At 58.2% G+C, this 25,705-nt stretch carries 21 protein-coding genes; 18 read left to right on the plus strand and 3 right to left on the minus strand.

The annotated features are described in order from the left end of the window. Position 1: 1 nt before the first annotated feature. Positions 2 to 3,133 carry a ribonuclease E gene (gene rne, locus E5Q11_RS01825; protein WP_135801700.1) on the minus strand — a complete coding sequence of 1,044 codons (3,132 nt, stop codon included), beginning with the start codon at positions 3,131 to 3,133 and terminating at the stop codon, positions 2 to 4. A 630-nt stretch (positions 3,134 to 3,763) separates the two neighbouring features. Between rne and rluC the strand changes: the two genes are divergently transcribed. The 3 genes from rluC to E5Q11_RS01840 are packed head-to-tail and all read left to right on the plus strand — an operon-like array spanning position 3,764 to position 6,534. Then, on the plus strand, positions 3,764 to 4,804 hold the full coding sequence (gene rluC, locus E5Q11_RS01830; protein WP_135801701.1) for a 23S rRNA pseudouridine(955/2504/2580) synthase RluC: 1,041 nt from the start codon (positions 3,764 to 3,766) through the stop codon (positions 4,802 to 4,804). A gap of 21 nt (positions 4,805 to 4,825) precedes the next feature. Then, the gene (locus E5Q11_RS01835; RefSeq protein WP_135801702.1) at positions 4,826 to 5,473 is read left to right on the plus strand and encodes an HAD family hydrolase; all 648 of its coding nucleotides are present in this window, start codon (positions 4,826 to 4,828) and stop codon (positions 5,471 to 5,473) included. Positions 5,474 to 5,496: 23 nt separating this feature from the next. After that, positions 5,497 to 6,534, plus strand: coding sequence for a S49 family peptidase (locus E5Q11_RS01840; RefSeq protein ID WP_135801703.1), 1,038 nt, complete (start codon positions 5,497 to 5,499; stop codon positions 6,532 to 6,534). Here the strand turns inward: E5Q11_RS01840 and E5Q11_RS01845 are convergent. Next, on the minus strand, positions 6,531 to 7,142 hold the full coding sequence (locus tag E5Q11_RS01845) for a Maf family protein (RefSeq protein ID WP_135801704.1): 612 nt from the start codon (positions 7,140 to 7,142) through the stop codon (positions 6,531 to 6,533). The genes E5Q11_RS01840 and E5Q11_RS01845 overlap by 4 nt on opposite strands. Positions 7,143 to 7,261: 119 nt before the next feature. Here E5Q11_RS01845 and E5Q11_RS01850 point away from each other — a divergent pair, with 119 nt between their 5' ends. The 15 genes from E5Q11_RS01850 to E5Q11_RS01920 all read left to right on the plus strand — a co-directional run bounded on the left by E5Q11_RS01850 (position 7,262) and on the right by E5Q11_RS01920 (position 22,999). Further along, positions 7,262 to 7,816 carry a YceD family protein gene (locus E5Q11_RS01850; protein ID WP_135801705.1) on the plus strand — a complete coding sequence of 185 codons (555 nt, stop codon included), beginning with the start codon at positions 7,262 to 7,264 and terminating at the stop codon, positions 7,814 to 7,816. A gap of 39 nt (positions 7,817 to 7,855) precedes the next feature. Further along, complete coding sequence (gene rpmF / locus E5Q11_RS01855) at positions 7,856 to 8,035, plus strand: 50S ribosomal protein L32 (RefSeq protein ID WP_036205010.1); 180 nt, start codon at positions 7,856 to 7,858, stop codon at positions 8,033 to 8,035. Between the two features lie 35 nt (positions 8,036 to 8,070). Next, entirely contained in the window at positions 8,071 to 9,096 is a 1,026-nt protein-coding gene (gene plsX, locus E5Q11_RS01860; protein ID WP_135801706.1) for a phosphate acyltransferase PlsX, read from the plus strand. Positions 9,097 to 9,234: 138 nt separating this feature from the next. Then, positions 9,235 to 10,170, plus strand: a complete 936-nt coding sequence (gene fabD, locus E5Q11_RS01865) for an ACP S-malonyltransferase (protein ID WP_135801707.1) — start codon at positions 9,235 to 9,237, stop codon at positions 10,168 to 10,170. Positions 10,171 to 10,201: 31 nt separating this feature from the next. Beyond that, complete coding sequence (gene fabG / locus E5Q11_RS01870; RefSeq protein WP_135801708.1) at positions 10,202 to 10,939, plus strand: 3-oxoacyl-ACP reductase FabG; 738 nt, start codon at positions 10,202 to 10,204, stop codon at positions 10,937 to 10,939. 134 nt (positions 10,940 to 11,073) lie between these two features. Further along, positions 11,074 to 11,307: an acyl carrier protein gene (gene acpP, locus E5Q11_RS01875; protein WP_135801709.1), complete on the plus strand. Its 234-nt coding sequence runs from the start codon at positions 11,074 to 11,076 to the stop codon at positions 11,305 to 11,307. A 109-nt stretch (positions 11,308 to 11,416) separates the two neighbouring features. Then, the gene (fabF, locus tag E5Q11_RS01880; RefSeq protein ID WP_135801710.1) at positions 11,417 to 12,664 is read left to right on the plus strand and encodes a beta-ketoacyl-ACP synthase II; all 1,248 of its coding nucleotides are present in this window, start codon (positions 11,417 to 11,419) and stop codon (positions 12,662 to 12,664) included. An 8-nt stretch (positions 12,665 to 12,672) separates the two neighbouring features. Continuing rightward, positions 12,673 to 13,491 carry an aminotransferase class IV gene (locus E5Q11_RS01885; protein ID WP_135801711.1) on the plus strand — a complete coding sequence of 273 codons (819 nt, stop codon included), beginning with the start codon at positions 12,673 to 12,675 and terminating at the stop codon, positions 13,489 to 13,491. Positions 13,492 to 13,495: 4 nt separating this feature from the next. Further along, positions 13,496 to 14,554, plus strand: a complete 1,059-nt coding sequence (gene mltG, locus E5Q11_RS01890) for an endolytic transglycosylase MltG (protein ID WP_225314975.1) — start codon at positions 13,496 to 13,498, stop codon at positions 14,552 to 14,554. Between the two features lie 8 nt (positions 14,555 to 14,562). Then, positions 14,563 to 15,192 carry a dTMP kinase gene (gene tmk, locus E5Q11_RS01895; protein ID WP_135801713.1) on the plus strand — a complete coding sequence of 210 codons (630 nt, stop codon included), beginning with the start codon at positions 14,563 to 14,565 and terminating at the stop codon, positions 15,190 to 15,192. A 68-nt stretch (positions 15,193 to 15,260) separates the two neighbouring features. After that, on the plus strand, positions 15,261 to 16,031 hold the full coding sequence (locus E5Q11_RS01900; protein ID WP_135801714.1) for a helix-turn-helix transcriptional regulator: 771 nt from the start codon (positions 15,261 to 15,263) through the stop codon (positions 16,029 to 16,031). 193 nt (positions 16,032 to 16,224) lie between these two features. Next, on the plus strand, positions 16,225 to 19,404 hold the full coding sequence (gene putA, locus E5Q11_RS01905; protein ID WP_135801715.1) for a bifunctional proline dehydrogenase/L-glutamate gamma-semialdehyde dehydrogenase PutA: 3,180 nt from the start codon (positions 16,225 to 16,227) through the stop codon (positions 19,402 to 19,404). A gap of 214 nt (positions 19,405 to 19,618) precedes the next feature. Continuing rightward, positions 19,619 to 21,109, plus strand: a complete 1,491-nt coding sequence (gene putP, locus E5Q11_RS01910; protein WP_135801716.1) for a sodium/proline symporter PutP — start codon at positions 19,619 to 19,621, stop codon at positions 21,107 to 21,109. Positions 21,110 to 21,236: 127 nt separating this feature from the next. After that, complete coding sequence (locus E5Q11_RS01915) at positions 21,237 to 21,983, plus strand: sulfite exporter TauE/SafE family protein (protein ID WP_135801717.1); 747 nt, start codon at positions 21,237 to 21,239, stop codon at positions 21,981 to 21,983. After that, on the plus strand, positions 21,983 to 22,999 hold the full coding sequence (locus tag E5Q11_RS01920; protein WP_225314974.1) for a zinc-dependent alcohol dehydrogenase family protein: 1,017 nt from the start codon (positions 21,983 to 21,985) through the stop codon (positions 22,997 to 22,999). The genes E5Q11_RS01915 and E5Q11_RS01920 overlap by 1 nt, the downstream gene beginning before the upstream one ends. Positions 23,000 to 23,091: 92 nt before the next feature. Here the strand turns inward: E5Q11_RS01920 and E5Q11_RS01925 are convergent, their stop codons facing one another. Continuing rightward, on the minus strand, positions 23,092 to 25,686 hold the full coding sequence (locus E5Q11_RS01925; protein ID WP_135802392.1) for a bifunctional aconitate hydratase 2/2-methylisocitrate dehydratase: 2,595 nt from the start codon (positions 25,684 to 25,686) through the stop codon (positions 23,092 to 23,094). Positions 25,687 to 25,705 lie beyond the last annotated feature (19 nt).

Below are 25,705 nucleotides of genomic sequence, written 5' to 3' on the forward strand. Positions count from 1 at the left end.
TTTAATTGCTCCCTTCGGTCTTGCTGGCTTCTTCGGCTGCGCGACGACGCTTGCGAACTTCCCGCGGGTCATTGTAGGCACGGCCTGGTGTTACCGGCGGCGTTTGATCTGCTGGTGCCGGGGTTTCCTCAGCAGTTGACGGCGCTTCCTCTGTCGGTGCAGGGGTTTCTTTTGCGGCTGCAGGTTCCTCTTCCAAAGCTGCAGGTGCTTCGTCATTTGGGGTCGCCGCAGGCTGCGGCGTTTCCGGCTCTGGCCGAACCTGCTTTTCTTCGTCCTGAGTCGCTACTGGCTCCTGCTCCTGTTTCGGCTCGGGCTCTGCGTGAGCAACCTCGGGCTTCACAGTTTCTGACTTGGCCACCTCTGGTTCAGTCGCTTCTGCCTCGGCAACGGTCGGCTCAGCAACCTCGGGCTCAGTGACGTCAGGCTGAGTGGGCTCGGGTCGGGATGCCTCAGGGGCGGATTCCGACGCCTCAGGCTTGGCGCTCTCTGGAGTGGCTTCTTCGGCCGGGGCCTGCTTCTTCCCAGCAGCCTTGCGGGCAGACGTCCGGCGCGGGCGTGAAGGCCGACGTTCTTCCGGTGCTTTCGCCTCTTCTGGAGTCTTGGGCTCGGCTTCTGAAGCTTTACCCTCGGCGGCTGGTGCCTCAGGCTCGGCTGGCTCAACGGTTTGTGCCGTTGCCTCCGCTGCCGGGGCTTCTTCCGGGTGATCAGCGGGTGAGTCTTCCGGCGACGGGCTTGCCTCAGGCAGGATATCAGAGGCTTTCACTCGCTCTTTTACCGTTCTTTCGGCAACCGGTTCCTCTGCAGGGGCTGCTACCGGAGTCTCTTTCCGATCCTCCAGCGCGGTGTCCTTCTGGTCTTCCGGCTGGGTGTCCTTCTGATGGCGCTCACTGCGGGTGTTTTTCCGTTCAGCAGGCGTGGTTGAAGGCGTTTCAGCGGCGGATCCGTCGCGGTTGCGATTGCGCCGAGGTTTACGGCGTTTTTCTTCGGCTCCGGCTTTTTCCGGGGTCGCTGATGTTCTATCGGCAGTCACGCTGCTTTTGGCGGTCTGTGACCCAGCCGTCTGGGACGCAGTAGCTTGCGGGCTGCCCGTTGACGATGCCGCTGCCTGGGATGTACCAGCCGTTCTGGTCTGAGAGGCATCGGTGGTATCGTTCTGGTCGCGGCCGGGCTGCTTGCCACGGTTGCGGTTACGATTATTGCCGCGGTTGCGGCCACGATTTTCATCGTTTCGTGCCTGGCCCGGTCCGTTCTGACGGCGCTCGTTACCGGTGCGGTTTCCATTGCCGGATGAGCTGTCATCTCTGGCGACTCTGGATTTTCTGCGTTCCTGGCGATCCTGACCCCGACGGTCGTCACGATTCGGTCTTTCAGTGCCAGAGCTGCGTGGTGCGGGCTCCCCAATGATTTCTTCGCCGCTGAAGAAGTCGGCAATCTTGCGGCCGAGTCTGCTGAACAGGCTTTCGGTCGGTTCTTTGGCCGCTTCTGGTTTGGCGGCCGTTGCAGGGGCCGCTGAAGGGGCGGGAGCGGTGGGTCGAATCGCCTTCACTGCCGCCTGTTCGCGAGCCGGCGGAGGAGTAACCGGTGCCTCCAGAATTTCCTCTTCGCGCTGATTGTATTCCTGGGCAACCTGGTAGCTTGAAACATGCTCTGCGCCAGTTTCATCGTCACGCATACGCACGATTTCAAAGTGCGGCGTTTCCATGTGCGGCGCAGGCACCACAACAACCTGTACTTCCTGGCGGGCTTCAATGTCAGCCAGCTGTTTACGTTTTTCGTTAAGCAGGAAGGTGGCAACGGCGACCGGCACAATGGCGCGTACTTCGCCGGTTTTCTCTTTGGAGGATTCCTCAAAGATCAGGCGCATGATGCTCAGCGCCAGGGATTCGATGCCACGAATGGTGCCCTGGCCTTCACAACGGGGGCAGACTTCGCTGCGGGTTTCGCCCAGTGACGGACGCAGGCGCTGGCGCGACATTTCCAGCAGGCCGAAGCGCGAGATTTTGCCAACCTGAACCCGGGCGCGGTCAATTTCCAGCGCTTCCCGAACTTTCTGTTCAACTTCGCGCTGGTGCTTGGCGGGGGTCATATCAATAAAGTCGATGACAATCAGGCCGCCCATGTCACGGAGCCGCAGTTGCCTGGCGATTTCTTCCGCCGCTTCAAGGTTGGTCTGACGTGCGGTTTCCTCGATGTCCTGGCCTTTGGTGGCCCGGGACGAGTTAATGTCGATGGAAACCAGAGCTTCGGTGGGGTCGATCACAATCGAGCCGCCTGACGGAAGTTTTACTTCACGCTGGAAGGCCGTTTCGATCTGGCCTTCGATCTGGTACCGGCTGAAAAGAGGGATTTCATCCTTATACAGCTTGATCTTGTTTTCAAAGCTGGGCATGACTGCGCGAACAAAGTTCAGCACGTCTTCGTAAACGGTGTCTGAATCGATCAGGACTTCGCCAATGTCCTGGCGGAGGTAGTCACGCACGGCGCGGATAATGACGTTGCTTTCCTGATGAATCAGGAAGGGCGCCTTGCGCTCACTGGCGGCTTCCGAGATGGCTTCCCAGAACTGGACCAGATAGTTGAGGTCCCACTGGAGCTCCTCGGAAGAGCGGCCAATGCCGGCGGTACGCACAATGATACCCATGGACTTGGGCACCTGGACGTCGTTCATGGCTTCTTTGAGCTGGGCCCGCTCGTCACCCTCGATGCGTCGGGAAATACCACCGGCGCGGGGGTTGTTTGGCATCAGTACCAGATAGCGACCAGCCAGGGAGATAAACGTGGTCAGTGCAGCGCCTTTATTGCCGCGCTCCTCTTTGTCTACCTGGATGATGACTTCCTGGCCCTCAGAGACCACTTCCTTGATATTGATCTTGCCTTCAATCTGGCCGGGCGATTTCTTGAAGTATTCCTTGGAGATTTCCTTGAGCGGAAGGAAGCCGTGGCGTTCAGCGCCAAAGTCTACGAACGCGGCCTCAAGGCTGGGTTCTACGCGGGTAATGCGGCCCTTGTATATGTTGGCTTTTTTCTGTTCACGAGAGCTGGATTCAATGTCCAGATCGAACAGTCGTTGTCCATCGACCAGAGCTACGCGCAACTCTTCGGGATGAGTCGCATTTATCAGCATTCTTTTCATGGGAAAGAAAGGGTTCCTGTCGTTTTGTGATGACAGAAAACCGGGGGGATTTCATCAGCGAAGCAGAACGTGCGTGCCGCGGGGCTCCGTAATGCAGAGCAGGCCGACGGCCAGACAGATCAGACCAGAGCGGAGTAAAGCCCCGTCGATCCGAGTCTACCGCCGACGATTCCACTGCAAAAATACAGTGAAGAGTCGAATGAGGTCGTTGTCTGTAGACGCATGTTATCCGTTTTCAGGTTCACGCTGGCGCCTTGGGTCTCACGTCGTATTCGTATGCTGGACGGCCCGGCCCTGCGTGCTGGCAAAGATTTTTCGCGATGTAGCCCGACGGTTCTCCGTACGGTTACCATATCCCGCCAGACTCTGGTTTCCTTCCAGGGTATTGCCCCTGAGGTTTTTTCCCTAGAGCCAGTGGGAATTTTCCAATCGCCGTGCCCGATAATGATTGGGCTTCCGGCGCTCAAACTGTTTACCGGCGTTCAAACTGTCTATTAGTGTCGGTATACTCTGCCGCTCCGGCTTCTGGCGTTAGCGCCAGGCCGTAGACAAACGGCAAATCACGTCGGAATATAACAGTATTGTTCCGACCCTTCAATCCCGGGCGTTGTTCGGCAATTTAAGGCATTTATGTCACGGTCACCCAGACACAGGCGTACTCCCAGCCAGTCATCGAAGGAGCCGCCCGCGACGGCCCGCAGCGCCCAGCCGGGGGAAACGCGCCAGGGCGTTCGCAAGGTGGTGGTGGATGAAGATAACGCCGGCCAACGGGTGGACAATTATCTGATGGCCCAGGTCCGGGATCTTCCCCGCAGCATTATCTACCGCATCATCCGTAAGGGTGAAGTCAGGGTGAATAAAGGAAGGGTCAAGCCCGACACTCGCCTGAAGGCCGGCGATGAGGTTCGCATTCCTCCGGTCACTCGGCGGGAAAAGCCAGCGCAGGTGGTGCCCGGTGCGCGGGTCCAGAATGTAATGGAAGGCGCGATCATCTTCGAGAACGATCAGATGCTTGTGGTGAACAAACCCTCAGGCATCGCCGTTCATGGTGGCAGCGGCGTTGATTTCGGACTGATTGAGGTGCTGCGGGCGGCGCGGCCCCAGTCGAAATTCCTGGAGCTGGTGCACCGTCTTGATCGGGACACATCGGGACTGATCATGGTGGCGAAAAAGCGCTCCGCGCTGCGTTACCTGCAGGATGAGCTGCGCCAAAAGCGGATTCGCAAACACTATCATGCGTTGGTGTCCGGGCAGTGGGATCCGGCGGTGGCACGGGTCAGTGAGCCACTTTTGCGGTTCGAACTGAAATCCGGAGAGCGGCGGGTGAGGGTGGACGCGGCTGGCAAGGAATCGCTGACACTGTTTCGCTGCCTGAAGCAGTTCAGCGGTTACACCCTGGTTCAGGCATCGCCGGTAACCGGCAGGACCCATCAGATTCGCGTGCACAGCGCCTGGGCTGGCCACCCGATTGCGGGCGATGACAAGTACATGGATGATGTCAGCCTGAAAGCTTTCCGGTCAGCCGGTGGCGAGCGACTGATGCTCCACGCCAGGGCGCTGGAATTCACTTTGCCGTCGACGGGGGAGCCGATAAGACTTGAGGCGCCCTACGACGATGCGTTCGGGAGCATTGTCTCCAAATTCGGCGCCCGGCTCGAAACCGGTGAATAGCCTTCGGTCAGGAAATTCGTTATGGATGTAAAGGTAGTCATATTTGATTGGGACGGGACTCTGGTTGATTCCGTTGAGCACATTGCCGAAAGCCTGCACCAGGCCGCCACCGACCTGGGTTACCCCGAGCTTGAGCGGGAAGCCTACCGGGACATTATCGGGCTGGGGATGGTCGAAGCCCTGCACAAGCTGTATCCCGGCATCACTCATGAAGAAATGACCCGTATTCGCGAGGGCTATTCGGCCTACTTCTTTGCCAAGGTGACAACACCCCAGAATGTGTTTGCGGGTATGGCCGATGTGGTTGCCGATCTGCGCGCGTCGGGCCGCGGCTGTTCAGTCGCCACCGGTAAAAGCCGGCGTGGTCTGGAAGGGGCGCTGGTGTCCAGCGGTCTGGGGCCGCACTTTGACACCACCCGTTGCGCCGACGAGACTCGCTCCAAGCCGGATCCGCGCATGCTTTCGGAAATTCTTGAGTTCTACAGTATCCGGCCGGAGCAGGCGGTGATGATTGGCGATACCCGCTACGACCTCGAGATGGCCCAGCGAATCGGTATGCCGTCGATAGGCGTAGAATGGGGTGTGCATCAGCGGGATGTTCTCAGGCATTACGAGCCACACGCCATTGTGGATACGGTGGCAGATCTGCGTGGCGTATTAGGCATCTAGCAAATTACAGGCGGGACGTTTGAATGAGTGATTGGGATTCAGATCAGAAATCAGGCTGGGGTGATGAACCGGTGGATCGGGAACCTTCGCCCAGGGCTGGGCGCAGGTCACCGGCAATGCCCCCGGAAACCAGTCGCGACTGGAAGCTGATTGAAAAACTGGTGATGTCGCTCCAGTCCGAGCAGCGCAAAAGCAGGCGCTGGGGTATTTTCTTCAAACTGCTGACGTTCACCTATCTTTTTGCCCTGTTCTTTCTGCTTCAGTTTCCGATTTCTGGCGGCATCGACAGCGGGAGCAGCAAGCACACGGCGGTTATCGATATAACCGGCACCATTGCCGCGGATGAGCTGGCCAGCGCTGACAATATTGTCGGGTCCCTGCGCGAGGCGTTTGAGAGCGAGAATTCTGTGGCGGTGATCATGAGAATCAACAGCCCTGGTGGCAGCCCTGTCCAGTCCGGCTATGTTTACGACGAGATGCAACGGCTGAAAGAAAAGTATCCGGACAAGAAACTGTATGCCGTGATTTCAGACGTTGGCGCATCCGGAGCTTACTACATGGCAGCGGCAGCAGACGAGATTTACGCAGACAAGGCGAGCCTGGTGGGCTCAATCGGTGTCGTGGCCGGCGGCTTCGGCTTTACCGATGCCATGGAAAAGCTGGGCGTGGACCGTCGGCTTTATACCGCCGGGGAAAACAAGGCATTTCTGGACCCCTTCTCTCCGGAGAAACAGGAGGATGTCGACTTCTGGGAAGACGTGCTGGAAACCACGCACCGGCAGTTTATCGAGAGCGTGCGCGAAGGCCGAGGTGACCGGTTGGCGGACGATGAAAAGCTGTTTTCCGGGCTGGTGTGGAGCGGTGAGCAGGCCCTGGAGCTTGGCCTGATCGATGGTCTTGGCAGTACCTCTCATGTCGCCCGTCAGATTGTAGGTCAGGAAGAACTGGTGGATTACAGCCACCGGAAGTCTCCTTTTCAGGACATTGTTGACCAGTTCGGCGTCTCAGTTGGAAGTGGCATCGCCGATTACCTGATGGAATCCAGGCTCCAGTTACGCTAGGAGCTGGCCGCCGGTTGCGCGGCCAGAAGCGGGTTCAGGCCCCATTGGCGGAGCATGTTGGTCAGTGCGATTAAAGGAAGGCCCACCAGGCTGTTGGGGTCCGGGCCTTCCAGTTTTTCGAAGAGCGTGATGCCCAGCCCCTCCATCTTAAAACTCCCGGCGCAGTCAAAGGGTTGTTCTACCGTCAGGTAACGTCGGATTTCTTCTGGCGTCAGTGTCCGAAAGTGGGCTCTGTAGGTTTCGCAGAGACTCAACTGCTTACCGGTTTTCGCATCCAGTAACGCCAGGCCAGTAAAGAAGGTCGCTGTCTGCCCGCTGCTGCGTGTCAATTGCTCAATGGCGGTTTCAAGGTTGCCGGGCTTTGACAGCTGTTCGCCGTTGTTCAGGCTCGCGACCTGGTCAGAACCAATGATCCAGTGTCCGGGATAGGCGTCTGCCATTGCGGCTGCTTTCTCGCACGCAAGCCGTGTTGCCAGGGCTTCGGGTGTCTCGTTGGCCAGGGGTGTTTCGTCGATGTCAGGCGATGCCCAGGTAAAGGGCAGCCCGATCCGCGCCAGAAGTGACCGGCGATAGGGTGAGGATGAGGCGAGTAGTAGCGGTTGTGGCATGGCTGGCTCCTGTGCGATGTGTCATGTCGTAGAATACACCTATAAGCGGCCCGGGCTCTGCCCAAAAACCGGAGGAAGTCTTTGACACCGGCGGGCCAGGCCCCTAGAATTGCGCGCCTATGCCAAAAGCGCCAAACGCCGAACTGCCAAAATCCGTCGACCCCTTCAAGTTGGCGGAACAGAGTGTCGTATTGGAGGGAGAAGTTCCTCTGAGCGCATTGTCTCGTTTCCGGGATGCAGTCCATAGCGTTGGGGATGACAGCAGTTGTCGGGTTAGCCTGTCTTTTTCACAGGACCCGGAACGGCGTCGCATGGTAACGGGTGAGCTGGAAGCCCCTGTTGTGCTGGAATGCCAGAGATGCATGGGGCCGATGCCCTACACACTGGTTTCCAGGTTCAACCTGGGTCTGGTGACATCCGATGCCCAGGCTCAGCAATTACCGAAAGAGCTTGAGCCGTTTCTGACCGAAGATTTCAGTGCTGATCTCTGGTCAATGACGGAAGACGAACTTTTGCTGGTTCTGCCGCCATTTCCGCTTCATGAGCGCGACGAGTGTCCGGCAACGGAGACTCTGGAAGCGCTGGAACCTGAAGGCGTGGCGGACGAGCCAGAACAGAAATCCGGCGATAACCCGTTCAGCGTGTTGGCGGATTTCAAGACAAAGAAACATTAAACTTTACGAACATACGTTGATCAGGTCAGGAGCATAATCATGGCTGTACAGAAGAACCGAAAGACCCGCTCGAAGCGCGGTATGCGCCGTTCACACGACGCCCTGAGCACGGCAGCGCTGTCTACCGACACCACCACTGGTGAAGTTCATCGTCGTCACCACGTTTCGCCAGACGGTTTCTATCGTGGCAAGCAGGTTATCGAAGCGCGCGACGAGTAACATCGGGCCATTGATACTCCAGTGAGAGCCAGGTAATGCCGGATCAGGATGGCGGGGCGGTAAAACCGGTCACCATCGCGATTGATGCCATGAGCGGGGATCGCGGACCTTCCGTAGTGGTTCCGGCGGCACTGGCTGCTGTGAATGAAAACGAAGCCTTGAGCATTGTTCTGGTGGGTATCCAGAGCGAGCTCGAGGCTTTGTTGCATCAGGGCCACGAGCGAATCCGTATTGTCGAGGCGGCGGACGTGGTGCGAATGCATGAGCGCCCGTCCCATGTCCTGCGGCATAAGCGCAGTTCTTCCATGGCCGTGGCGCTGGGGCTGGTGCGTGACGGCGTCGCCCAGGGTTGTGTCAGTGCCGGCAACACCGGGGCCCTGATGGCCTTCGGCCGCTCGGTTATCCGCATGTACCCGGGTATCGAACGTCCTGCCATTGCCAAACTGATTCCGTCATTGCGGGGACGCTGCCATGTGCTCGACCTGGGTGCCAACGTTGATTCGTCGGCTGAGAACCTTTACCAGTATGCCCTGATGGGTTCTTTGATGGCCTCGGCCATATGCGGCCAGGCGGAGCCAAGAGTGGCTCTGCTCAATGTCGGCGAAGAGGAAATCAAGGGTAACGAGCAGGTGCGACTGGCGTCTCACATGTTGGCGCAATGCGACACCATCAATTACATCGGCTATATCGAGGGCAGTGATCTGTTCCGGGATGTGGCAGACGTTGTGGTTTGTGACGGTTTCGTAGGCAATATCGCCCTTAAAACCGGAGAAGGCGTTGCCGGACTGCTTATCGAATTGCTCGAGCAGGCGTTCACTAAAACCCTCTACGGCCGGTTCATCGGTTTTATGGCCAGGCCCATTATGGGTAAGTTACTGCGCCTCATGGATCCATCGCGTCATAACGGTGCCAGTCTTCTTGGGCTCCAGGGCGTCGTTATAAAGAGCCATGGCAACGCCAATGAGCGGGCGATGCTCGCGGCGATCCGTCAGGCGGTCCGCGAAGTCCAGCTGGAAGTGCCGGGACGCATCAATGAGCGCCTCGACGACCTGATGTTCTAGCCACCTGCGATCGCAAGGTGGTACGAATGCTCGATACCGACTAGAGTCTATCTCATGCTGCCAGATTGGCCCGCCATCAGGCTGGCTTGTACTATTGGCTAATCTTCAGTCACAGCGTAAACCGGTAATATTCTCACCATGAAATCAGCCTTTATTTTTCCAGGACAGGGATCGCAGTCAGTCGGCATGCTCGCACAGGCCGCCGAAAGCTGGCCGATGATCGAAAAAACCTTTGATGAAGCCTCATCGGTGCTTGGCTACGACCTCTGGCATCTTTGCCAGCAGGGCCCCGCAGACGAGCTGAACCAGACAACCGTTACCCAGCCGGCCCTTCTTACCGCCAGCGTTGCCTTGTGGCGCCAGTGGTTTGTTGCCGGCGGCCCTTCTCCGGATTTTCTCGCAGGTCACAGTCTGGGCGAATACAGCGCTTTGGTGGCGGCAGAAAGCCTTAACTTCTTTGACGCGCTTCGGCTGGTCCGTTTGCGTGGCGAATTGATGCAGTCGGCGGTGCCGGCTGGCACTGGCAAAATGGCGGCCATTATCGGGCTGGAAGATGATCAGGTCACCGAAGCCTGCGCGGAAGCTGCGAATGGTGAGGTAGTGTCTGCGGTGAATTTCAACGCTCCCGGTCAGGTCGTGATTGCCGGTTCAACGGCGGCGGTGGATCGGGCTATTGATGCCTGCAAGTCGAAAGGGGCTCGCAAGGCCATGGCACTCCCTGTTAGCGTGCCATCTCATTGCGCGCTCATGAGAGGCGCTGCCGAGCAGCTTGCCGAGGCGCTGGATGAAGTCGCATTTAACGATGCTGTCATTCCGGTTGTGCAGAATGTGACTGCCCGGGCCGAGACTGAAAGCGACACACTGAAAGCCAATCTGGTCAGACAGCTGTACTCACCCGTGTTGTGGACAGATTCCGTACGCGCGATGTCGGCGCAGGAAGTCCGGGTGGCAGTGGAATGTGGCGCGGGGAAAGTGCTGGCGGGATTGGCCAAGCGGATTGATCGAGACCTCACGGTGTATGGCATTGAAAGCCCGGAAGCGCTGGAGAAGGCGCTGGACGGCTTCAGGCAGTAACCTCATTTCTGAAACAGTTAGGGAGTAAACCATGTCGCTTGCAGGCAAGACCGCACTGGTCACCGGTGCCACCCGTGGTATCGGAAAAGCGATTGCAAAGGCGTTGGCGGAGCAGGGTGCTACAGTGGTCGGCACGGCGACCAGTGAACAGGGCGCCGAATCCATTACCGCGGACCTGAAAGCCTCCGGCGGTTTCGGCCTGGTGATGGATGTGTCTGACCCGGCCAGCGTGGAAGCCGGTCTGAAACAGGTAAGCGAACAGGCGGGCGCGCCGGCGATTCTGGTTAACAATGCTGGTATTACCCGCGATAACCTGTTGATGCGACTGAAAGATGAGGACTGGTCTTCGGTGATGGAGACCAATCTGTCCAGTGTCTACCGGACCAGCAAGGCAGTGCTTCGGGGTATGGCCAAGGCGCGCTGGGGACGCATTATTAACGTGAGCTCGGTGGTTGCCGGCATGGGGAACCCGGGCCAGGCGAATTACTGCGCGGCCAAGGCCGGTGTCGAAGGGTTTACCCGAAGCCTTGCCAAGGAAATGTCGAACCGGGGTATTACTGCAAATTGCGTTGCCCCCGGTTTTATTGACACTGATATGACCCGAAAACTGGACGACAAGCAACGCGAAGCTATGATGGAAGTCATACCCGCCGGTCGTCTGGGTGAGCCGGAAGAAGTGGCAGCAGTGGTTGCCTTTCTGGCATCGGACGCAGCCGCCTACGTGACGGGTGAGACAATCAACGTCAATGGCGGCATGTACATGGGCTAGTCCGGCTGCGGGCTGATCGCGCAACTCCTTGTTGCGAAACATGTTTGAATGGAATCCCTGCTTGTTCGCAGGTTGGGTTTAAACTAAACTGGCAGCATCTGAGTTGCTTGGTTGACACAAAAAGTGAGGACATTATGAGTACAGTTGAAGAGCGCGTTAAGAAGATTGTCTGTGAGCAGTTGGGCGTTAAAGAGTCCGAGGTTCAGAACGCATCTTCTTTTGTAGAGGATCTGGGCGCTGACTCACTGGACACCGTCGAGCTCGTCATGGCACTGGAAGAAGAGTTTGAAACCGAAATTCCCGATGAAGAAGCAGAAAAGCTGACGAGTGTTCAGGACGCGATCGACTACATTGTCGCGCATACCTGATACTCTGAAAGGTCTGTAAACCAGGCAAGAAGCCGTCCATGTGAATATTCAGTGGACGGCTTTTTTATTGGATATTCCGGAAGATCAACAAGGCTTCAGGTGAAGGATTATGGCTAAACGACGGGTTGTGATTACGGGTATGGGCATGCTGTCGCCGGTTGGCAATGATGTTGCCTCCTCGTGGGATGCCGTGCAGAAAGGCGTCAGCGGTATTACCGGTATAGACCGTTTCGATACCACGGGATACAGCACTCGTATTGGTGGCGCCATCAGGGATCTGGACCTGGAGCCGTATCTGTCCACCAAGGATGCCCGAAAGCTGGATGCGTTTATTCATTATGGCATCGTTGCCGCGCAGCAGGCGGTAGATGCCAGCGGGCTGAATGACTTTCCGGAACTGGACAAAGAGCGGGTGGGCGTTGCCATTGGTTCCGGTATTGGTGGTCTGGAGTTCATTGAGAAGAACATCATCAGCATGGAAAAAGGGGGGCCCCGAAAGGTGTCGCCATTTTTTGTGCCTGCATCCGTCATTAACATGATTTCCGGCAACGTGGCCATCCGGTTTGGGTACCAGGGCCCGAATATTGCCATAGTCACCGCCTGCACCACCGGGACCCACAACATCGGCTATGCCGCCCGTACCATTGCTTATGGTGATGCTGACGTGATGCTTGCCGGGGGCTCTGAGATGGCCACCACCCGCAGTGCGATAGCGGCATTCTCCGCGGCCCGGGCGCTTTCCACCCGTAACGATGAGCCGGAAAAGGCCAGTCGACCCTGGGATAAAGGCCGTGACGGTTTCGTGCTGAGTGATGGTGCCGGTGTGCTGGTACTGGAAGACCTGGAGCATGCCCGGCGCCGTGGCGCGACTATTCTGGGCGAAGTAGCGGGTTTTGGCATGAGCGACGACGCCTTTCACATCACGTCGCCACCGGAAGGCGGCGCTGGAGCGGCCCGGTCCATGCATAATGCCATTCGCGACGCAGGCATTGAAACCGGGGACATTGATTATATCAACGCCCACGGTACCTCGACCCAGGTGGGCGATGTGGCCGAGGTTGCCGCCGTCAAATCGGTTTTTGGCCAGCATGCCGGCAAGCTGGCCGTCAGCAGTACCAAGTCCATGACTGGGCATCTGCTGGGCGCTGCGGGTGCCGTTGAAGCCATTTTCTCTGTGCTTGCCATAAAAGATGGCACTTTGCCGCCGACCATTAATCTGGACGACCCGGATGACGGGTGTGACCTGGACTTCGTTGCAGAGGGTGCCCGTAAGGCCGATATCCGTTTCGCGCTTTCCAATTCCTTCGGGTTTGGTGGCACCAACGGAACCCTGATTTTCCGCCGCTTCGAAGACTGATCAGTACCGTGCTCACCGTGATCCAAGCCAACAGCCAGGCGGTTCCCGCAGCGGATCGCGGGCTCGCTTACGGTGATGGCCTGTTTGAAACCATCCGGATGTCGGGGCAGAAGGCTCTGCTTCGCCAGCATCATCTTCGGCGCATGGCTTCTGACGCGGCGCGTCTCGGAATACCCGCCGATGTTGATGACCTTGATCGTGAGCTTACCCGGGCCGCCCGGCGCCTTGGGCCGCCGGATGACAACCATTCGTGGATTCTCAAGCTGATTCTTACCAGGGGCAACGGTGGCCGGGGTTATAGGCCGCCCCAGAACCCGGAGCCGCACCTGATTGCGTCTTCGGCGACTCTGCCGCCTTTGCCCGGCCCGGAGGGCGTCGTGGCCCGCTGTTCCAGCTTTCCACTCACAGTGAATCCGAAGCTGGCCGGCATCAAGACCCTGAATCGGCTGCAGCAAGTCATGGCCAGCCGGGAGTTTACCGGCGCTGAGTGGGAACTGATCATGAAAGACGGTGCTGACCACCTGGTCGAAGGTACCCGTACCAACCTGATTGCCCGTCTTGGGGATTGTTGGGTGACTCCGCCGGCAAGTTCCGTAGCCGTCGCCGGCGTGATGCGTCAGTACGTCATGGAACGCCTGGTGCTAGCGGGAGAAACGGTTCTGGAGCGGCCCCTGCCCGCCGACCTGGCGGCACGGGAAGACCTGCGCGGGTTTTATCTGCTTAACAGTGTGTTCGGAGTTGTCGCCGTGCGTTCCTTCGAGGGAGCGGATTTGCCAGTCGATGGCACACTTGCGACAATCTGCGGCCCTATTGAAACTTTGGAATAGTCGCTTGGTGAAGAAGTTACTGCTGGCAGCCGTCTCACTGATTGTTCTTCTGGGTTCCGGCCTGGGCATCTGGCTCTGGCAGGGTCTTCAGACCCTTGAACAGCCTGTTGTTCTGGACGAACCGGTTCTGTTCTCGGTGCCGATGGGCGCAGGGTATGACCAGATCGCCCGGTCAATGGAACAGAACGGATTTATGGATGACAGTCTGTGGATGCGGATTCACGCCCGTCTGAATCCGGAACAATCCAGGCTGCTGGCTGGCGAATACGAGTTCACCAGTGGCATGTCACGCCTGGATATGATCCGCAAAATGGTGTCTGGCGATACCAAACAATGGCAGATCCAATTCATCGAGGGCTGGACCTTCCGGGATATGCGCAAGGCGATTGCTGCCAACCCGCGCCTGGACAAGGTCACCACGGACTGGACCGATGCCCAGATCATGGAGGCGATGGGCGCTGCAGACGAGCACCCGGAAGGGCGTTTCTTCCCGGATACCTATCTGCACGGCAGCCAGGAAACCGATCTTGACCTGTATAAACGGGCGTTCAACCGGATGGAACGCGTGCTGGCGGAAGAGTGGGAGAACCGGGCTGAAGGCCTCCCTTACGACACTCCCTACGAGGCCCTGATCATGGCTTCTATTGTCGAGCGGGAAACCGGTGCTGCGCATGAACGGGCGGAGGTTGCCGGGGTGTTTGTCCGTCGTCTTGAGAAGGGCATGCGTCTGCAGACGGACCCGACGGTGATCTATGGTATGGGTGATCAGTACAAAGGGCGAATTACCCGCAAGGACCTTCGCACCTATACCGACTACAACACCTACCGGATCAACGGTCTGCCGCCCACACCCATAGCGCTTTCCGGACGGGAAGCCGTGCATGCAGCCCTGCACCCGGCCGATGGAGATACTTACTACTTTGTCGCCCGGGGTGACGGCACCCACAAGTTTTCTCGCACTCTGGCTGAGCATCAGGAAGCCGTGCGCCAGTTTCAGCTGAACCGACGTGAAGACTATCGCTCGTCGCCAGCAGCCCCTGAAACTGACAGTCAGAAGGAATAGCCGAGCCCATGAAACCAAGGGGGCAGTTCATTACGTTTGAAGGCACTGAGGGTGTCGGCAAGTCGACCCAACTGGGCCAGGCGGCATCGCTCTTGCGCGACCTTGGCGTTGAAGTGGTGGTTACCCGGGAACCCGGTGGAACCCCGATGGCGGAAGCAATCCGTGATTTGCTGCTGGCGCCCCGCGACGAGCCGGTTAACGATCTGACCGAACTGCTGCTGATGTTTGCCGCCAGGGCCCAGCATCTGCACACGCGCATTCTTCCGGAGCTGGAAGCCGGGAAATGGGTGTTGTGTGATCGCTTTACTGATGCGACCTTCGCCTACCAGGGTGGCGGACGGGGCGTACCGGCAGATGCAATCGCAACGCTTGAAACGCTGGTTCAGGGCAGTGTCCGGCCCGATCATATTGTTTTGCTTGACGCCCCGGTGGAAACCGGGATGGCCCGGGCAAGGCATCGGGGCGAGCTGGACCGGTTCGAGCAGGAGGCGGTGGCATTTTTCGAGCGTATCCGGCGCACCTATCTTGACCGCGCTGCCGCGGCACCGGAAAGGTACCACATTGTCAACGCCGCCCGACCTCTTGAACAGGTCAGCGAGGACGTCTCACATCTGTTCAAAAGTTTCGTTCTGCGCTGATTCGTGCAAATTCTGACCATATCTGGTTTAATCAGGTTATATTTTCTGTAAACGGTCGGTATGTAGGTATGTTGGATGCGCGCCTGCTAAAGCTTCCTACCGCTTCTCATCAGCATCGGCATGAACACCATCAGATCGTGGTGGGAGTTCGCGGCGAAGCGGATCTGAATGTTGATGGCACCGGCTCTCACCTCGATACCTGGCGGGCCTGTCTGGTGCCTACCCAGGCCCGGCACGATTACTGCGGGGATCTCCAGAACCATGTTCTGGTGATTAATCTTGACCCGTTTATTCCTCCCCTGGCCAGCCCTGAACACGCCGATTACGAAAAACTGGCTCCGCTTTTCGAGAAGCCCAGAACCTTTGTGCTGGATAACAAATTACAGAACCTGGTCCAGTTTGTCGCAGGCGAGTTTGATCGGTCCCCGGGAAATGAAGGTATGAAACGCCATCTGGGCGCCAGCATTCTGCATTGCATGGCGGAGCGCCTGAACGAGGACCGGGATATGCGCGCCAATCGTCATGCCATTAGCCCGGACACCCTGCGGCGCTATATCATGGAGAACCTTCAGCGCAAGATAACGGTGAATGATCTGGCCGGTGTTGCCTGCCTTAGCGTTAGCCGGTTTCATGAGATGTTCCGGGATGTGACCGGGATCACGCCCCACCAGTTTCTGTTGCAGACCCGGCTCGATCAGGCCGTGCAGTTGCTCGCAGGTACCACGCTGACGATCTCAGAGGTCAGCTTTCGTACCGGATTTTCCTCCCAGAGTGCGCTGACAAACGCCCTCAGAAAGTACAAAGGCATTACGCCCTCCCGACTGCGTTCCGCTGCCTGATCCCTGGACATTCCTGCCAGAAGCCAACTCAGTATGATTTTGCAAAAGAATCGTAGAAATTTGTAAGCCCGCACTCCGTATTACTACTAAGTTATTGTCAGGTTGGTCTACTTGACCTGCGCAGAGGCGCAGGAAGAGACCAGTGTGATGGGCAAAGCGGCGTATCGACAGCATCCGCCGCGAGGATGGTCAGATGTTCGATGCGAGCAGGGCTCTGGAGCCTGCGTTTCAGGAACAGCCTATCTCTTTCTTCTGGCAGAGCATCCTTGCGAACTACGCTGTCAATGAAGACTCCTACCTCAGGAAGCTGATCACCCTCGCCCAGAGCGATGCTGCCGAACAGAAATTTGCCACCGAAACCGCAACGGACCTGATCCACAAGGTTCGGGAACGGGACGACGGCGTCCACATGATTGATGCCCTGCTTCAGGAATACAGCCTGGATACCGAGGAAGGCATCCTCCTGATGTGCCTGACTGAAGCCCTGATGCGAATACCGGACAAGTTCACTGCCGACCGGCTGATCCATGAAAAAATGACCGACGCCGACTGGGACCGTCATCTGGGTTGCAGTGACTCAACGCTGGTGAATGCCTCCACCTGGGGGCTGCTGTTGACCGGAAGGGTGATCCGAATGGATCGCCGACTGGACGGGTCTCCTTCCGGAATCTGGCGTCGTCTGGTGAGGCGCAGCGGCGAGCCGATGATTCGACGGGCATTGAACCAGGCGATGACGATCATGGGGCGACAGTTCGTGCTTGGCGAAAGCATTTTTGAAGCGCTCGACCATGCGGAAAGCTACCGCAGTAAAGGGTACACCTATTCTTTTGACATGCTCGGTGAAGCGGCGATGACCGAGCAGGATGCAGCCCGGCACCTCAGCGATTATCGCCATGCCATTGCCGCCGTCGGCCAGCAGGCCTGGGATTCGACCAGATTATTGCCGCCCTCCATTTCCATCAAGCTTTCAGCCCTGCACCCCCGGTACGATGCTTTCCATGAAAACCGGGTACTGGAAGAGCTTCACCCGGTCGTTTGCGAGCTGGTTGGCTTTGCCAGGGAGGAGGGCGTTGCGATCACTCTGGATGCCGAGGAAATGGATCGGCTGGAGTTGTCGCTCAAACTGTTCGAACAGGTGTTCCGGTCGCCCTCCGCTGAAGACTGGAGTGGCCTGGGGCTTGCCGTACAGGCCTATTCCAAACGTGCATTGCCGGTGATCTGCTGGCTGAACAAGCTGGCGAAAGAGCAGGGAAAGGAGATTCCGGTGCGTCTGGTGAAGGGGGCCTACTGGGATAACGAGATCAAGCATGCGCAACAGCTTGGCATTGCGAACTACCCGGTGTTCACCCGAAAGGAAAGCACTGACACCTCCTACCTTGCCTGCCTCAGGTTTCTGCTAAGCGATTACACCAGAGGGGCCCTCTATCCTCAGATGGCCAGCCATAACGCCCATACCGTGGCCTCGGTGCTGGCCATTGCTCGCAAAAAGGAACGCCCAATCGAACTGCAGCGACTGCATGGTATGGGCGACGCTCTTTACGAGTCAGTTCTGAAAGAGCATGAAACTCCTGTCCGTATCTATGCCCCGGTCGGTGGTTATCGGGAGTTGTTGCCGTATCTGATTCGGCGATTGCTGGAAAACGGGGCCAACTCCTCGTTTGTCCATCGGTTAGTGGACGCCGCAACACCGGTCGATGCCCTGGTTCAGGATCCGGTACAGGAGCTTGAGAAATACCCGACACTGTCCAATGACCGGATTCCTTCGCCATCAGCGCTTTACGGCAATGAACGTTTGAATGCCAGAGGCTGGAATCTCAGGGTAGCCGATCACCGTGATCCCTTGCTCAGGGAACTTGAGAGCTGGCGTCGGCATCGCTGGTCTGCAGGGCCACTGATCATGGGTGAGCCCAGTTTCAAGGGGGAGGGCAGAGCGGCCCCTTCAGCGGCGGACATGTCCCACAAACTGGGGAAAGTCTTTTCCAGCGATCTATCGCAGACAGGCAAAGCCCTTCAGGCCGCACAGAAGGGGTTGGCGGACTGGCCCGGCAGACCAGTTGCCGAACGTGTCCAGTGTCTGCTTCGTTACGCGGAGCTGCTTGAAGAAAATACCGCTGAACTGGTTTCGCTTTGCAGCCAGGAAACCGGCAAGTCAGTCAGGGACGCCGTTGACGAGTTGCGTGAAGCGGTTGATCTTTGCCGTTATTACGCCAGCCAGGGAAAGGCGCGATTTGGTCACGCCATGGCGTTGCCGGGGCCGACCGGGGAGACCAACGAGCTCTACATGGAGGGCCGCGGCATCTTCTTGTGTATAAGCCCGCAGAGTTCGCCGCTGGCGGTCTTTTCGGGGCAGATTCTGGCTGCGCTGATGGCGGGTAATCCGGTTCTTGCCAAGCCTGCATACCACGCCAGCCTGACCGGTTTCCGGGCAGCGGAACTGATGCTCGAAGCTGGCGTGCCTGCCGGCGCGCTGCAGCTTTTGCCGGGCGATGGCGCCACCATCGCAAAAAGACTGCTTCCGGACCCTGGTATCGCCGGCGTTGCCTACACCGGTTCCAGGGCGGTGGCGCGCCTGATCAACCGGGCACTGGCGGAGCGGGAAGGTGCGATGGCGCCGTTGATTGCAGAGATGGGCGGCCAGAATGCAATGATTGTCGACAGCAGCGCACTGCCTGAGCAGGTCGTCGCGGATGTGATCAAGTCAGCATTTACGGGAGCCGGGCAGCGGTCTGCGGCATTGCGGCTGTTATATCTTCAAAGGGATGTTGCCGAACGGATCGAAACGCTGTTGGCCGGGGCCATGAGTCAGCTTTCATTGGGTGATCCTGGCCGTCTGAATACCGACATTGGCCCTATTGCCGACGCTGGCACTCGCTCCGGGCTAGTAGAGCATCTGGAGGTTCTTGAGTCCGGGGCGCGCCTGATTGGTCGCGCGCCTCTACCGGAGGATGCTGACAAGAGCCTGTTCGTCGCGCCGACCGCCTGGGAAATAAAATCACTTAAATACCTGAAAAATGACTGTTTCGGGCCTATCCTTCATGTAATCCGTTACGATGCTGACCGTCTGGATAACGTGATTGAGGACATAAACGGCCTTGGATGGGCTCTTACGCTGGGCATTCACAGCCGCAGCGAATCAAGCGCAGCCTATATCGAGAAGCGCATCAAAGCAGGCAACACCTACGTCAATCGTGACCAGTTGGGTGCTGTCGCCGGCGTTCAGCCATTCGGTGGCCAGGGCCTTACGGGTACCGGGCCCAAGTCAGGTGGCCCTAATTATCTGTTACGTTTTGCTGCAGAGAGAACCCGAACCATCAACACCACAGCGCTTGGGGGCAATGCATCGCTGTTGTCTCTGGGCATCGAGAGGGTGTGACGTGCGCGTTGTCTTGACGACGTTGCTAAATTCAAACGGAACCATAAGGAGGTAACCATCGGATAATGGGGGCTTTGAGCGAATGACAGCCGTGCCGTTTTAGCGGGGCAAAGCAAACCGTTAACAAATATAAAGAGGGCGACTGCCGGGCCTGGCGCGGTATGCGTACCAACTGGTCGGAATGCGTTCCGGCCCAAAGTACTGGAGGATTTTCATGGCTATTGGTGTATGGATTAGTCTGATTGGTTATTTTGCGCTGATGATCGCCATTGGCGTTTATGCGATGCGCACATCTACGTCTTCATCCGAGGATTACATGTTGGGTGGACGCTCGCTCAGCCCGAAGGTAGCGGCGCTGTCCGCCGGCGCTTCGGATATGAGTGGCTGGTTGCTGCTGGGCCTGCCCGGCGCGATGTTTGTCTCGGGTCTGGGTTCGGCCTGGATCGGTATCGGCCTTCTGGTTGGCGCGTTCTTCAACTGGACGCTGGTAGCGCCGCGTCTTCGTGAACAGACGGTTCATTATGGTAATGCCATTACCATCCCGTCTTTCCTCGCTAACCGCTTCCCGACCCAGGCGTTGTCCCTGCGCACGGTCTCAGCCATCGTCATTGTCATTTTCTTTGCGGTTTACACGGCGTCTGGTCTGGTTGCTGGCGGCAAGCTGTTTGAAAGTGCATTCGCCGGCATCTTCAACTTTGGCGGCCTGAGTGATTATGCGGCGGGTATCACCATTACCCTCGGCGTGGTTCTGGTCTACACCGTTGTTGGCGGTTTCCTGGCTGTGAGCATGACCGACTTTGTTCAGGGCTGCATCATGATGTTGGCACTGGTTATCATGCCGGCGGTTGTGCTTTTCGGCGAAGGCGGCGGTGGCATCGGCCAGGCGACCCAGACATTGAACGAGGTTGACCCAAAGTTGCTGTCCTGGACGGAGGGATTGACCTTTATTGGCTGGTTGTCTGCGGTTACCTGGGGCCTTGGCTATTTTGGTCAGCCCCACATTATCGTTCGCTTTATGGCAATCCGCACCCTCAAGGACGTACCCATCGCCCGCAACATCGGCATGAGCTGGATGCTGATTTCACTGATCGGTGCCGTTTCCCTGGGTGTGTTTGGTCGCGCCTACGCCATCCGCAATGGCATGAATGTGGAAGATCCGGAAACTATCTTCATCATTCTGTCTGACCTGCTGTTCCATCCGCTGATCACCGGCTTCCTCTACGCGGCTCTGCTGGCGGCGGTGATGAGTACCATTTCCAGTCAGCTGCTGGTGTCTTCTTCTTCGCTGACGGAGGATTTCTATCGTCTGTTCCTGCGTAAAGAAGCGACCGACAAGGAGTGTGTTGGTGTAGGCCGGATCTGCGTTGTGCTGGTTGGCCTGGTGGCCACCATCATTGCGTCTGACCCTGACTCCCAGGTTCTGGCGCTGGTCAGTAACGCCTGGGCCGGCTTTGGCGCCGCCTTCGGTCCGCTGATTATCCTCTCGCTGATGTGGTCACGCACCAACGGTGCCGGCGCCATTGCCGGTATGGTGGTGGGTGCCGCCACGGTGATGATCTGGATTTCACTGGGCTGGAACAGCGAGTTCATGGGCGGCCCGGGTGTCTACGAGATCATTCCGGGCTTCATCCTGTCTTTCATTGCGATCCTGGGTGTCAGTAGCGTGACCGCCGATGCTGGCGAGTATCAGCACATCACCCGTTAGGCTGAAAGGCGCCTAGCGCCTTAAGTATAAGCAGGGGTTAAGATCCAACCCTGCTAGACTACCAACAAACCCCCGCTCAGCAGCGGGGGTTTGTTGCATTCAGGCTTCCCATTTTCGCGGTATCACTATGACGGTCATTGAAATCCTGGCCCTGCTGGCCCTTGGGGGGCTTGCCGGGTTTATAAACGTGTTGTCGGCGGGCGGCTCCATGCTGACCCTGCCGCTGTTGATGTTTCTTGGCCTGCCTCCCCAGGTGGCAAACGGTACCAATCGCGTAGCCATTACCCTTCAGAGTATTACCGCCGTTGGCACCTTTCACCGGATGGGTCACGGCAATCTGATTGTCAGTCTGCATCTGGCCGTTCCCGCCGTTCTGGGTTCGTTGCTCGGAGCCTGGGTGGCCACCTGGGTGGCAGATGCTGTCTTTGAGGTGGTGTTGGTGATGGCCATGATTGGCGCTTCGGTTTTTATGCTGCTGCCGCAACCGAAGCTTGATACCAGCCCGCTGACGCCCGAACGTCTTGGCCCGGTGATCTATCTGGCCATGTTCCTGATCGGCGTATACGGTGGTTTCATTCAGGTTGGCGTAGGTGCGCTTTTCCTGGTGGTTCTGTATCGAATGCTGAAGATTGACCTGCGCCAGGTAAACGTCTTCAAGGTGTCCATCGTGCTGCTATACACCCTGCCGGCGCTGCTGATCTTTGCCATCAATGATCAGGTGCTCTGGGGCATGGGGCTGACACTGGCCCTGGGCAATATTACCGGCGCGTTCATTGCGGCCCGGGTCAATCTGAGTGAAAAAGGCGCGCAGTGGGTCAAGTGGCTCACCCTGGTAATGGTGGCCGCGATTCTGGTCCGGCTCATCGTTTATTAATGTCTGATTTGGAGGTAGTCATCATGAAAGCCATGGTCATTGAAGAGTTTGGCGGTCCGGACGTTTTCGTTGAGCGGGATGTACCCACACCGGAGCCGGCCGAAGGGCAGGTCCGGATACGGGTGGTGGCGTCCAGCGTGAATCCTCTGGAAACCAAAATCCGTTCGGGGCTGGTGAAAACAGGCCCGGCGATGCCGGCCATACTCAACGGCGACGTGGCTGGCGTGGTGGACAAAGTTGGGCCGGGTGTCGTCTCCCTTGCAGAGGGAGACGAAGTCTTTGGCTGTGCAGGCGGCGTGGGTCAGTGGCAGGGTGCCCTGGCGGATTACATGGTCGCCGATGTCCGTTTGCTGGCAAAGCGAACCCCGGCCATGGCCTTACCTCTCGAGGAATGCGCTACCCTGCCGCTGGTGTACCTGACGGCCTGGAGTGCGCTGGTGGACCGGGCTGGCATTCAGGCCGGTGAGCATGTGCTTATCCATGCAGGCACCGGTGGCGTGGGCCATGTCGCAATCCAGATAGCAAAAGCCCGGGGAGCTCGTGTCGCCACCACGGTTTCTTCAGAAGACAAGGCCCGGCTGGCCCGTGATCTCGGCGCTGACGACATCATCTTCTATCGGGAAGAGTCGGTGGAGGATTACAAGCAACGGCTGACCGATGGCCGCGGGTTCAGCCTGGTCTTTGATACCGTGGGCGGGCAGAACATCGACCGCTCCATTGAAGGTGCGGCAATCAACGGTCGGATATGTTCTATCAATACCCGTTCCACCCATGATCTTACGCTGATGCACGCGAAAAGCCTGACCCTGCACGTGACTTTCCGCTCGCTGGCGCTGCTTCACGGCATTGGTATGGAGGATCAGCCGCGACTGATGAAAGTGCTGAGCGATGCGTTGGAGCAGGGCGGGGTGCGGCCGCTGATCGACGGTCAGCGTTTTGCATTCACCGAGATTGGCGAGGCTCATCGCCGCATCGAATCTGGCGAAGCGGTCGGTAAAATTCTGCTGACGCGTTAGACGCCCGAGGCGTTCGTCCATAAAAAACGCCAGCCCTCGGGCTGGCGTTTTACTGGCACCACTGTCTGCCCGTGAGGGCAGAAGGTCAGGTCTTAAGCAACGTTCGCTTCAGACGCCTTGCTGGTGTAGTTCTCCATCTGGTCGAAGTTGAGATACTTGTAGATCTCTTTCGACATGCTGTTCAGGTCCTTGGCGTACTCCATGTACTCCGCAGCGGAGGGGAGCTTACCCAGAACCGCACCCACGGCCGCCAGTTCGGCAGAGGTCAGGTACACGTTGGCACCATCGCCCAGACGGTTGGGGAAGTTACGGGTGGAGGTGGACAGAACCGTACTCTTGGCGGCGACACGGGCCTGGTTGCCCATACACAGCGAGCAGCCCGGCATCTCGGTGCGCACACCGGCGGTGCCGTAGATGTTGAAGTAACCCTCTTCCATCAGCTGGGCCTGGTCCATCTTGGTGGGCGGAGACATCCACAGACGGGTCTTCAGGGGCTCCTTGTTCTGTGCCAGCAGTTTACCGGCGGCACGGAAGTGACCGATGTTGGTCATGCAGGAACCGATGAACACTTCGTCGACCTTGTCGCCGGCCACTTCGGACAGGGTACGGGCGTCGTCCGGGTCGTTCGGGCAGCACACGATCGGTTCCTTGATTTCCGCCAGATCGATTTCCACCACGTGAGCGTACTCGGCGTCCTGGTCGGCACGCATCAGCTTCGGATCGGCAATCCACTCTTCCATCTGCTGGGCGCGACGCTCCAGGGTGCGGGGGTCGCCGTAACCTTCGGCGATCATCCAGCGCAGCATGGTGATGTTGGAGCGCAGGTATTCAGCCACGGACTCTTCCGACAGATTGATGGTACAACCGGCGGCAGAGCGCTCCGCGGAGGCGTCAGACAGTTCGAACGCCTGCTCGACGGTCAGGTGCTCAAGGCCTTCGATTTCCAGGATGCGACCAGAGAACTCGTTGATCTTGCCTTTCTTCTCAACGGTCAGCAGGCCCTGCTTGATGCCGTACAGCGGGATCGCGTGTACCAGGTCACGCAGGGTAATACCCGGCTGCATTTCGCCCTTGAAGCGAACCAGCACCGACTCCGGCATATCCAGCGGCATCACGCCGGTGGCAGCAGCAAAGGCCACCAGGCCAGAGCCGGCCGGGAAGGAAATACCCATTGGGAAACGGGTGTGGGAATCACCACCGGTACCGACTGTGTCTGGCAGAAGCATGCGGTTCAGCCAGGAGTGGATGATACCGTCGCCCGGGCGCAGGGAAACACCGCCACGGGTGCGGATGAAGTCCGGCATGGTGTGCTGCATTTCCACGTCTACCGGCTTAGGATAGGCCGCAGTGTGACAGAAGGACTGCATGACCAGGTCGGCCTGGAAACCCAGGCAGGCCAGGTCTTTCAGCTCGTCACGGGTCATCGGGCCAGTGGTGTCCTGGGAACCGACGGTGGTCATGTGCGGCTCGCAGTAGGTGCCAGGGCGAACGCCTTTGCCTTCATCCAGGCCACAGGCCTTGCCGACCATCTTCTGGCCCAGGGTGAAGCCTTTGGTGCCGGCTTCGGGATCGTCCGGCAGGCGGAAGATATCCGTGGCGCCGAGGCCAAGCGCGGTGCGGGCCTTGGCAGTCAGGCCACGGCCGATGATCAGCGGAATTCGGCCGCCGGCCTGAACTTCGTCCAGGATCACGTCGGACTTGAAACCGAACTCGGAGATGGTCTCGCCAGCTTCGTTCAGAATCTTGCCCTCATAGGGGCGGATCTCAATCACGTCACCCATGTTCATGTCGTCGACTGGCGCTTCGAATACCAGGGCACCTGCGTCTTCCATGGTGTTGAAGAAGATCGGGGCAACCTTGTTACCGATACAGACACCGCCGGCGCGCTTGTTGGGCACGCCCGGGATGTCCTCACCGAAGAACCACAGAACCGAGTTGGTGGCGGATTTCCGTGAAGAACCAGTACCGACAACATCGCCGACAAAGGCGACCGGCAGGCCCTTGGCCTTGATTTCGTCGATCTGGCCCATGGGGCCGGTGACGCCGGGCTCTTCCGGCTTCAGGCCGTCACGTTCCATTTTATAGGCAGCGCGGGCGTGCAGCGGGATGTCCGGGCGGGACCAGGCGTCCGGGGCCGGAGACAGGTCGTCGGTGTTGGTTTCGCCGGTGACCTTGAAGACCACCATCTTCGTGCTCTCAGGCACCTTCTTCTTGTTGGTGAACCACTCGGCGTTAGCCCAGGATTCAACCACAGACTTGGCCACGGCGTTGCCGGCGTCCATTTTTTCTTTGACGTCGTTGAAGGCGTCGAACATCAGCAGTGTGTGCTTGAGCTCTTTGCCGGCCAGTTCCGCCAGTTCGCTGTCGTCCAGCAGATCGACCAGAGTGGCGATGTTGTAGCCGCCCTGCATCATGCCAAGCAGTTGAACGGCCTTTTTCTTGTCGATTAGCGGTGAAGTGGCTTCACCCTTGACGATGGCGGACAGGAAAGCGGCTTTCACATAGGCGGCTTCGTCTACACCCGGCGGAATGCGGTTTTCCAGCAGGTAGACCAGGGTTTCCTCTTCACCGGCCGGGGGATTTTTCAGAAGGTCGACCAGCGCGGCGGTCTGTTCGGCATTCAAAGGCTTCGGGGGAATGCCCAGAGCCTCGCGTTCTGCAACGTGTTCACGATAGGCTTCTAACACGATATGGGTCCTCATCAGT

This window comes from Marinobacter confluentis (genome assembly GCF_004785685.1).
Lineage (GTDB): Bacteria > Pseudomonadota > Gammaproteobacteria > Pseudomonadales > Oleiphilaceae > Marinobacter > Marinobacter confluentis.

What these genes read in the sequence shown, in the direction of transcription:
- acpP (WP_135801709.1), top strand. Translation starts at nt 11,074, where the DNA reads ATGAGTACAGTTGAAGAGCGCGTTAAGAAGATTGTCTGTGAGCAGTTG.
- E5Q11_RS01900 (WP_135801714.1), top strand. Translation starts at nt 15,261, where the DNA reads ATGTTGGATGCGCGCCTGCTAAAGCTTCCTACCGCTTCTCATCAGCAT.
- E5Q11_RS01845 (WP_135801704.1), bottom strand. Translation starts at nt 7,142, where the DNA reads ATGCCACAACCGCTACTACTCGCCTCATCCTCACCCTATCGCCGGTCA.
- E5Q11_RS01835 (WP_135801702.1), top strand. Translation starts at nt 4,826, where the DNA reads ATGGATGTAAAGGTAGTCATATTTGATTGGGACGGGACTCTGGTTGAT.
- fabG (WP_135801708.1), top strand. Translation starts at nt 10,202, where the DNA reads ATGTCGCTTGCAGGCAAGACCGCACTGGTCACCGGTGCCACCCGTGGT.
- E5Q11_RS01915 (WP_135801717.1), top strand. Translation starts at nt 21,237, where the DNA reads ATGACGGTCATTGAAATCCTGGCCCTGCTGGCCCTTGGGGGGCTTGCC.
- putA (WP_135801715.1), top strand. Translation starts at nt 16,225, where the DNA reads ATGTTCGATGCGAGCAGGGCTCTGGAGCCTGCGTTTCAGGAACAGCCT.
- fabF (WP_135801710.1), top strand. Translation starts at nt 11,417, where the DNA reads ATGGCTAAACGACGGGTTGTGATTACGGGTATGGGCATGCTGTCGCCG.
- rluC (WP_135801701.1), top strand. Translation starts at nt 3,764, where the DNA reads ATGTCACGGTCACCCAGACACAGGCGTACTCCCAGCCAGTCATCGAAG.
- putP (WP_135801716.1), top strand. Translation starts at nt 19,619, where the DNA reads ATGGCTATTGGTGTATGGATTAGTCTGATTGGTTATTTTGCGCTGATG.
- E5Q11_RS01920 (WP_225314974.1), top strand. Translation starts at nt 21,983, where the DNA reads ATGTCTGATTTGGAGGTAGTCATCATGAAAGCCATGGTCATTGAAGAG.
- tmk (WP_135801713.1), top strand. Translation starts at nt 14,563, where the DNA reads ATGAAACCAAGGGGGCAGTTCATTACGTTTGAAGGCACTGAGGGTGTC.
- fabD (WP_135801707.1), top strand. Translation starts at nt 9,235, where the DNA reads ATGAAATCAGCCTTTATTTTTCCAGGACAGGGATCGCAGTCAGTCGGC.
- E5Q11_RS01850 (WP_135801705.1), top strand. Translation starts at nt 7,262, where the DNA reads ATGCCAAAAGCGCCAAACGCCGAACTGCCAAAATCCGTCGACCCCTTC.
- plsX (WP_135801706.1), top strand. Translation starts at nt 8,071, where the DNA reads ATGCCGGATCAGGATGGCGGGGCGGTAAAACCGGTCACCATCGCGATT.
- rpmF (WP_036205010.1), top strand. Translation starts at nt 7,856, where the DNA reads ATGGCTGTACAGAAGAACCGAAAGACCCGCTCGAAGCGCGGTATGCGC.
- rne (WP_135801700.1), bottom strand. Translation starts at nt 3,133, where the DNA reads ATGAAAAGAATGCTGATAAATGCGACTCATCCCGAAGAGTTGCGCGTA.
- E5Q11_RS01840 (WP_135801703.1), top strand. Translation starts at nt 5,497, where the DNA reads ATGAGTGATTGGGATTCAGATCAGAAATCAGGCTGGGGTGATGAACCG.